This is a genomic window from Mesorhizobium sp. M4A.F.Ca.ET.020.02.1.1, from assembly GCF_004022645.1.
Lineage (GTDB): Bacteria > Pseudomonadota > Alphaproteobacteria > Rhizobiales > Rhizobiaceae > Mesorhizobium.
In genome coordinates, this window is record NZ_RZOI01000322.1 from 1 (window position 1) to 6496 (window position 6496).

Below are 6496 nucleotides of genomic sequence, written 5' to 3' on the forward strand. Positions count from 1 at the left end.
GAGATCAAGCTGATCACCATCGACGATCCGCTTTTCGGCGGCTGGAAGAAGGCACAGCCTTATCATTTCGGCGACGGTGGTATATTCGACCAGATCTACAAGCCGGCCCAGTGAGGCGCGACGGCCTCGCGGCCCGAGACATCACCGACGGCAATCTGGTCTGAATAAGAAGGGACGAACAAGAATTCCATGACCACAGTACCGGCTCCGGCGGGGTGGCGATTCAAGCAGCCGAGCGTCATTCCGGGTTTCGGACTGACGCTCGGCTTCTCGCTTGCCTACCTCACGCTCATCATCCTCATCCCGCTCTCCGGGCTGGTCTGGCGCTCGGCGGCACTCGGCTGGACCGATTTCTGGGCGATTGCTGCCGATCGCCGCACCATCAACGCGCTTGAAATCAGCTTCGGCACCGCCTTCATCGCCGCTGGCGTTAATGTCGTCTTCGGCACCATCGTCGCCTGGGTGCTGGTGCGCTACCGCTTTCCCGGCCGTCGCATCGTCGATGCCATGGTCGATCTGCCCTTCGCGCTGCCGACCGCCGTCGCCGGCATCGCGCTCACCACGCTTTACGCGCCGAATGGCTGGATCGGCAAACTGCTGATGCCGCTCGGCATCAAGGTCGCCTATACGCCGCTCGGCATCGTCATCGCGCTGGTCTTCATCGGCCTGCCCTTCGTCGTGCGCACCGTGCAGCCGATCATGGAAGAGCTCGACAAGGAGGTCGAGGAAGCCGCCGCCACGCTCGGCGCCAATCGTTTCCAGATCATCACCCGCATCCTGTTCCCGGGCCTGGCGCCGGCGATCATCACCGGCTTCTCGCTCGCCTTCGCGCGCGGCGTCGGCGAATACGGCTCGGTCATCTTCATCGCCGGCAACCTGCCATTCAAGTCGGAGATCGCGCCGCTGCTGATCGTCATCAGGCTGGAGGAGTACAACTATCCCGCCGCCACCGCGATCGCGGCGATCATGCTGGCGCTGTCCTTCCTGATGCTGCTGGTCGTCAATCTGGCGCAGTCATGGAGCCGCAAACGCTATGGCTGATCCCGAGATTAAATCCTACGAACCGCATCACGAAAGCCAGTCGGCGGCGGTCACCGAAAGCCGGCCGGTGCGCATCGTGGCGATGGCCGTGGCCTTCGCCTTCCTCGCCGTCTTCCTGCTCATGCCGCTAATTGTCGTCTTTCACGAGGCGCTGGCAAAGGGCGTCGGCGCCTACACGGAGGCACTGGCCAGTTCCGACACACGCTCGGCCATCCGCCTGACGCTGCTGGTGGCGGCGATCTCGGTGCCGCTCAACCTCGTCTTCGGCATCTCCGCCGCCTGGGCGATCGCCAAGTTCGAGTTCAAGGGCAAGGCATTCCTGACCACCCTCATCGACCTGCCCTTCTCGGTTTCGCCGGTGATTTCCGGTCTGGTCTATGTGCTGCTGTTCGGCGCCCAAGGGATGCTCGGCGAATGGCTGAAGGCGCATGGCGTCGTCATCCTGTTCGCCGTGCCGGGCATCGTGCTCGCCACCGTCTTCGTCACCTTCCCCTTCGTCGCCCGCGAGTTGATCCCGCTGATGCAGGAACAGGGCAACGGCGACGAGGAGGCTGCCCTTTCGCTCGGCGCCAATGGCTGGCAGACCTTCTGGTTTGTGACGCTGCCCAACATCAAATGGGGCCTGCTCTACGGCGTCCTGCTCTGCAACGCCCGCGCCATGGGCGAGTTCGGCGCGGTGTCGGTGGTCTCGGGGCACATACGCGGCCTTACCAACACCATGCCGCTGCATGTCGAAATCCTCTACAATGAGTACAATGCGGTCGGCGCCTTCGCCGTCGCTTCGCTGCTTGCCGGCCTGGCGCTGGTGACGTTGGTCTTGAAAACACTTCTCGAGATGCGCTACGGCGCCGAGATCGCCGCCACGCGCGGACACTGAATGCATATCGCCCAAAAGCGCGAAACCGGTTTTGGGATAACGGCAGGCACCGACAAAAGGGACGGTTTATGGAAGTTCGCGTTGCCAACGTGCGCAAGGAGTTTGAGCGGTTTCCGGCCCTCCATGACGTATCGCTCGACATCAAGTCGGGCGAGCTGATCGCGCTGCTCGGCCCGTCCGGCTCCGGCAAGACGACGCTCCTGCGGCTGATTGCAGGGCTGGAACGGCCGACCAAGGGCACGATCTTCTTCGGCGACGAGGACGCCTCGCAGAAGTCGATCCAGGAGCGCAATGTCGGCTTCGTCTTCCAGCACTACGCGCTGTTCCGGCACATGACGGTGGCCGACAATATCGGCTTCGGCCTCAAGGTCCGGCACGGCGCGGCACGGCCGCCGATACAGGAGATCCGCCGCCGCGCCTCCGAGCTTCTCGACCTCGTCCAGCTTTCGGGCCTGGAGAAGCGCTATCCGGCGCAGCTTTCCGGCGGCCAGCGCCAGCGCGTGGCGCTCGCCCGCGCCATGGCGATCGAGCCCAAGGTGCTGTTGCTCGACGAGCCGTTCGGCGCGCTCGACGCACAGGTGCGGCGTGAGCTTCGCCGCTGGCTGCGCGAGATCCACGACCGCACTGGCCACACCACCGTCTTCGTCACCCACGACCAGGAAGAGGCGCTCGAGCTTGCCGATCGCGTCGTGGTGATGAGCCAGGGCCGCATCGAGCAGGTCGGTTCCGCCGATGAGATCTACGACACGCCGAACTCGCCCTTTGTCTATTCCTTCATCGGTGAATCGAGCTCGCTGCCGGTCAAGGTCGAGAGCGGCGAGGTCTGGATCGCCGACCGATCGATCGGCCTGTCCGCCCCGCACGCGGCCTCAGGCGACGCAATGCTCTACTTCCGCCCGCACGACGTCGAGCTCCTTGACGGCTGCAGCGGCTGCATCGCCGGCACCGTTGCCGCCAGCCGCCGTGTCGCTGGCACCAGGCGGGTGGAGCTCGAAGTCGGCGGCGAGCGCCAGCGGGTCGAGGTCGAATTGCCCGTCGACCATCCGGCGGCGCAGAAGAGTCGGGTGGCGTTCAGGCCGCGGCGCTGGAAGCTTTTCCCGGCATCTGAGCCCGGAAAAGCCAGCTGAATCAGCCTGAAAGAAAATCCTAACAAGCATTTGTTTCGGCGGAATCTTTTCCGACGATGACACGATAGCGCCGGCTCGCATGTCTGGCGCTGGCCGGCCTTGTGCTATTATCCTGCGCCCTTGTTGCAACTCTCAAGGAGCCGGTTTTCATGAAGCGATTTTTGCTTGGCGCGGCGGCACTGGCCACCCTCTTCCTCGCATCCTCCGAGGCCTGGTCGGCCGACAGGTTGCTGAACGCGTCCTACGACGTCGGCCGCGAGCTGTTCGCCGAAGTCAACAAGGCCTTCGTCGCCGAACATCCGGGCGTGACGATCGACCAGTCGCATGCCGGGTCCTCCGCTCAGGCGCGCGCCATCGCCGAAGGGCTCGGCGCCGATGTCGTCACCTTGAACCAGGTCACCGATGTCGATTTCCTGGTCAAGAAGGGGCTCGTTTCCGCCGACTGGCAGAAGGATTTCCCAGACAACGCCTCGCCCTTCTATTCGCTGCCGTCCTTCCTGGTGCGCGCCGGCAACCCCAAGCACATCAAGGACTGGAACGATCTGGTGCGCGACGACGTGCAGGTGATCTTCCCCAATCCGAAGACGTCGGGCAATGCGCGCTACACCTATCTCGCCGCCACCGCTTACGCCAAGGAGGCCTTCAAGGGCGACGACGCCAAGGTGAAGGAGTTCATCACCAAACTGTTCAACAACGTGCCGATCTTCGACACCGGCGGCCGCGCCGCCACCACCACCTTCGTGCAGCGCGAGATCGGCGATGTGCTGATCACCTTCGAATCGGAGACGCGTGGCATCCGCAAGGAGTATGGCGACGACAAGTTCGAGCAGGTCACGCCCTCGGTCAGCCTGCTGGCGGAGTTTCCCGTCGCCATAATCGACAAGGTTGCCGACGAACATGGCACGCGCGATCTCGCCAAGAGCTATCTCGACTTCCTCTATACGCCCGAAGGCCAGGACATCCTCGCCCGCAACGGCAACCGCGTCCGCGATGCGGCGGTCGCCGCGAAGTACAAGGACCAGTTCCCCGACGTCCGCCTGCTGACAGTGGACGACGTCTTCGACGGCTGGGCCAAGGTGCAGGCCGAGCATTTCGCCGCCGGCGGCCTGCTCGACCAGTCCTATGGCAACCGCTGAGGGTCCAACGCCTCGGCTTCGGCCTGAGCAGGAAAGCCGGCCGTGCCGGCTTTCCTCATTTCATGCGTCAGCAGGCCGGATCCTGGCAAAATCTCGACCTCATCTCTGAAAAACCTTACAAAGAATCAACGCGTTTGTGCCTAACGTGCCGTCGGGCGGCTTGTTTTGCACGAAACGGCAATACGCGATCCGAGACGTCATGATTTGCACACAAACAACCGCCAGATGCAGGCGGTTGGGGTTTTCATGAACTGAATCGGGCATGCTTACCAAAAAAGGCAAATACGGCCTCAAGGCCCTCGTGCATCTTTCCGGACTGCCGGCCGGCCAGCTTGCATTCGTCAACGACATCGCTGTCGCCAACAATATTCCGAAGAAATTCCTCGACGCTATTCTGGGCGAGTTGCGCAATGCCGGTTTCGTCCAGAGCCGCAAGGGCAAGGAAGGCGGCTATCGCCTTGCCCGGCCGGCCTCCGAGATCAAGATCGGCCATGTCGTGCGCGTCCTCGACGGGCCTCTGGCGCCGATCCCCTGCGCCAGCCGCACGCAGTACCAGCGCTGTGAGGATTGCGACGAGGCGACCTGCCAGGTCCGGCACATGATGCTGGAAGTGCGCCAGGCGATTGCCGAGGTGCTGGACAACCGCAGCCTTGCCGCCATGCGCGACGCCGACAATGACGATTTTCCCGTCGAGCTGACCTCGCAGATCTGACCCGGACCTGAAGCTCCGCATCAAGGTCAGCGCCGTCCCCTGGGCGCTCGAATGCCTGTGCCCGATTGCGTCGGGGCAATGGACGCAGTAGAGCGGCCTTTCGGACGCAACCAGGAACAGGCGGGACACCGATCCGATGAGGCTGCCGTGGTTCGGAAAATCCCGCAAGGCCGACCGCAGGACATCGTCCAACATCTACCACACCGAGATCATCGCCGACGTGCCGGTGCCGGAGCGCGGCGAAGCTGTTCGTTTCTTCAGCCGCAGGCTGGTCAGGCCCGGCCGGCTGCGCCGCTTCTCGAACCGCGATGTTCGCGAAAGCCTGTTGCTCGGCTTTTTTCTTGTGGTCGCCGCGACGTTGCCGCTCGCCAGTTGGGTGCGGATCTGCGCCTGGAGCTCCAAGCTCCGGCTGAAGCGCCATCTACGCAAGGATTTTCCACGCTATGCCGCGGCGGTTCGTGCCGTCTTCGGCGATGGCGTCGATACGGAAGCGCTATTCAAGGGGTTGCTTGCCGCGGTCCATCGCCGACAATTGCTGCTTGCCGCGCACATCACCGGCCATGGCTGGTCGCCGGAAATTCGGCTGGAGGGCCTTGAGGGCCTGCGCGCGGCGCTGCAGCGAGGTCGGGGCGCCATCATCTGGTGTGATCAGTTCACCGCCCAGACCGTCATCGGCAAGCGGGCCCTGCATGAGGCCGGCATCGAGGCGCATCAGGTCAGCGTCAACTTCCACGGCGTTTCGGACACGGTGTTCGGCCTGCGCTTCCTGAACCGGCCGCTGATCGCGGTGGAGAACCGTTTTCTGAAAGGCCGGGTCATCTTCGAGCGCGGCGACGCCTATCAGGTGACCGTGCGCATGCAGCGCATGCTCAGGGAAAACGGCGTCGTCCTGATGACCAACACCACCCACTCCGGCACGACGTTCACCGAAGTCGACATGGGGCAAAGCGGTTGGACCCAACTGGCCTCGACTCCGGCGAACTTCGCCGCGCGCGGCGGAACGGCGCTGTTTGCCATGTCGACCTTCGAGACGGTGCCGTTTCGCGAATACCGTGCGGTTATCAGTCCCGAACTGGTCCCGGCTGAAGAGCCGATATCCGCCGCGACAGGGGACATGGCGGCGAAGAACCTGGAGCTGCAGGCGCGCTACATCCTGCTCAAGCGCGATCGCCTCCTGGAGGCGATGAAATTGTACCCGGAACAGATGATGGTATGGGCAGGTGCCCAGAGGTTCACCGAGAGGTCGGGCGACACGACGGACGCCGACGCCGACGTATCCTCATGAGGTCTTTGTCCTAAGTTCGTCAAGCACGCCGGCGACGATGTTGGAGATCCGGCCGGTGCCGTCCACGGTCAAGGCGGGTTCATCCGCTGTCGGCGCTTCCAGAGTGGCGAACTGACTGTCGACCAGGCTCGCCGGCATGAAATGCCCCTTGCGGCTGCCGACACGGCGCCTGGCGGTTTCCGCATCGATTTCCAGATAGACGAAACGCAGGTCCGGGCAAAAGCCGCCCAGCCGCCTGCGGTAGCCGCGCTTCAGCGCCGAGCAGGCGGCGACTACGCTCTGCCCGTCGGCGATCGAGGCCGCGATGCGCCGGCCGAT

At 63.8% G+C, this 6496-nt stretch carries 6 protein-coding genes and 2 pseudogenes; 7 read left to right on the forward strand and 1 reads right to left on the reverse strand.

Going from position 1 to position 6496, the window contains the following annotated elements:
* From EN742_RS19685 to EN742_RS19715, 7 genes and pseudogenes are all read left to right on the forward strand, one after another.
* Positions 1-114 (forward strand): annotated as a pseudogene (locus tag EN742_RS19685) (sulfate transporter subunit); the annotation flags it as partial.
* Positions 115-189: 75 nt separating this feature from the next.
* Positions 190-1041: a sulfate ABC transporter permease subunit CysT gene (cysT, locus tag EN742_RS19690; protein WP_126059034.1), complete on the forward strand. Its 852-nt coding sequence runs from the start codon at positions 190-192 to the stop codon at positions 1039-1041.
* Positions 1034-1918, forward strand: coding sequence for a sulfate ABC transporter permease subunit CysW (gene cysW, locus EN742_RS19695; protein WP_128333173.1), 885 nt, complete (start codon positions 1034-1036; stop codon positions 1916-1918). Before cysT ends, cysW begins: the two co-directional genes overlap by 8 nt.
* 68 nt (positions 1919-1986) lie before the next feature.
* Entirely contained in the window at positions 1987-3045 is a 1059-nt protein-coding gene (locus EN742_RS19700) for a sulfate/molybdate ABC transporter ATP-binding protein (RefSeq protein WP_127407473.1), read from the forward strand.
* Positions 3046-3194: 149 nt separating this feature from the next.
* Entirely contained in the window at positions 3195-4181 is a 987-nt protein-coding gene (locus EN742_RS19705; RefSeq protein ID WP_127407472.1) for a sulfate ABC transporter substrate-binding protein, read from the forward strand.
* 262 nt (positions 4182-4443) lie between these two features.
* Positions 4444-4893, forward strand: a complete 450-nt coding sequence (locus tag EN742_RS19710) for an Rrf2 family transcriptional regulator (RefSeq protein WP_013530871.1) — start codon at positions 4444-4446, stop codon at positions 4891-4893.
* 136 nt (positions 4894-5029) lie between these two features.
* Positions 5030-6178 carry a hypothetical protein gene (locus EN742_RS19715; RefSeq protein ID WP_127406600.1) on the forward strand — a complete coding sequence of 383 codons (1149 nt, stop codon included), beginning with the start codon at positions 5030-5032 and terminating at the stop codon, positions 6176-6178.
* Here EN742_RS19715 and EN742_RS19720 read toward each other — a convergent pair.
* Positions 6173-6496 (reverse strand): annotated as a pseudogene (locus EN742_RS19720) (gluconokinase); the annotation flags it as partial. The gene EN742_RS19715 and the pseudogene EN742_RS19720 sit on opposite strands and share 6 nt — an antisense overlap.

What these genes read in the sequence shown, in the direction of transcription:
- cysT (WP_126059034.1), top strand. Translation starts at nt 190, where the DNA reads ATGACCACAGTACCGGCTCCGGCGGGGTGGCGATTCAAGCAGCCGAGC.
- cysW (WP_128333173.1), top strand. Translation starts at nt 1,034, where the DNA reads ATGGCTGATCCCGAGATTAAATCCTACGAACCGCATCACGAAAGCCAG.
- EN742_RS19700 (WP_127407473.1), top strand. Translation starts at nt 1,987, where the DNA reads ATGGAAGTTCGCGTTGCCAACGTGCGCAAGGAGTTTGAGCGGTTTCCG.
- EN742_RS19705 (WP_127407472.1), top strand. Translation starts at nt 3,195, where the DNA reads ATGAAGCGATTTTTGCTTGGCGCGGCGGCACTGGCCACCCTCTTCCTC.
- EN742_RS19710 (WP_013530871.1), top strand. Translation starts at nt 4,444, where the DNA reads ATGCTTACCAAAAAAGGCAAATACGGCCTCAAGGCCCTCGTGCATCTT.
- EN742_RS19715 (WP_127406600.1), top strand. Translation starts at nt 5,030, where the DNA reads ATGAGGCTGCCGTGGTTCGGAAAATCCCGCAAGGCCGACCGCAGGACA.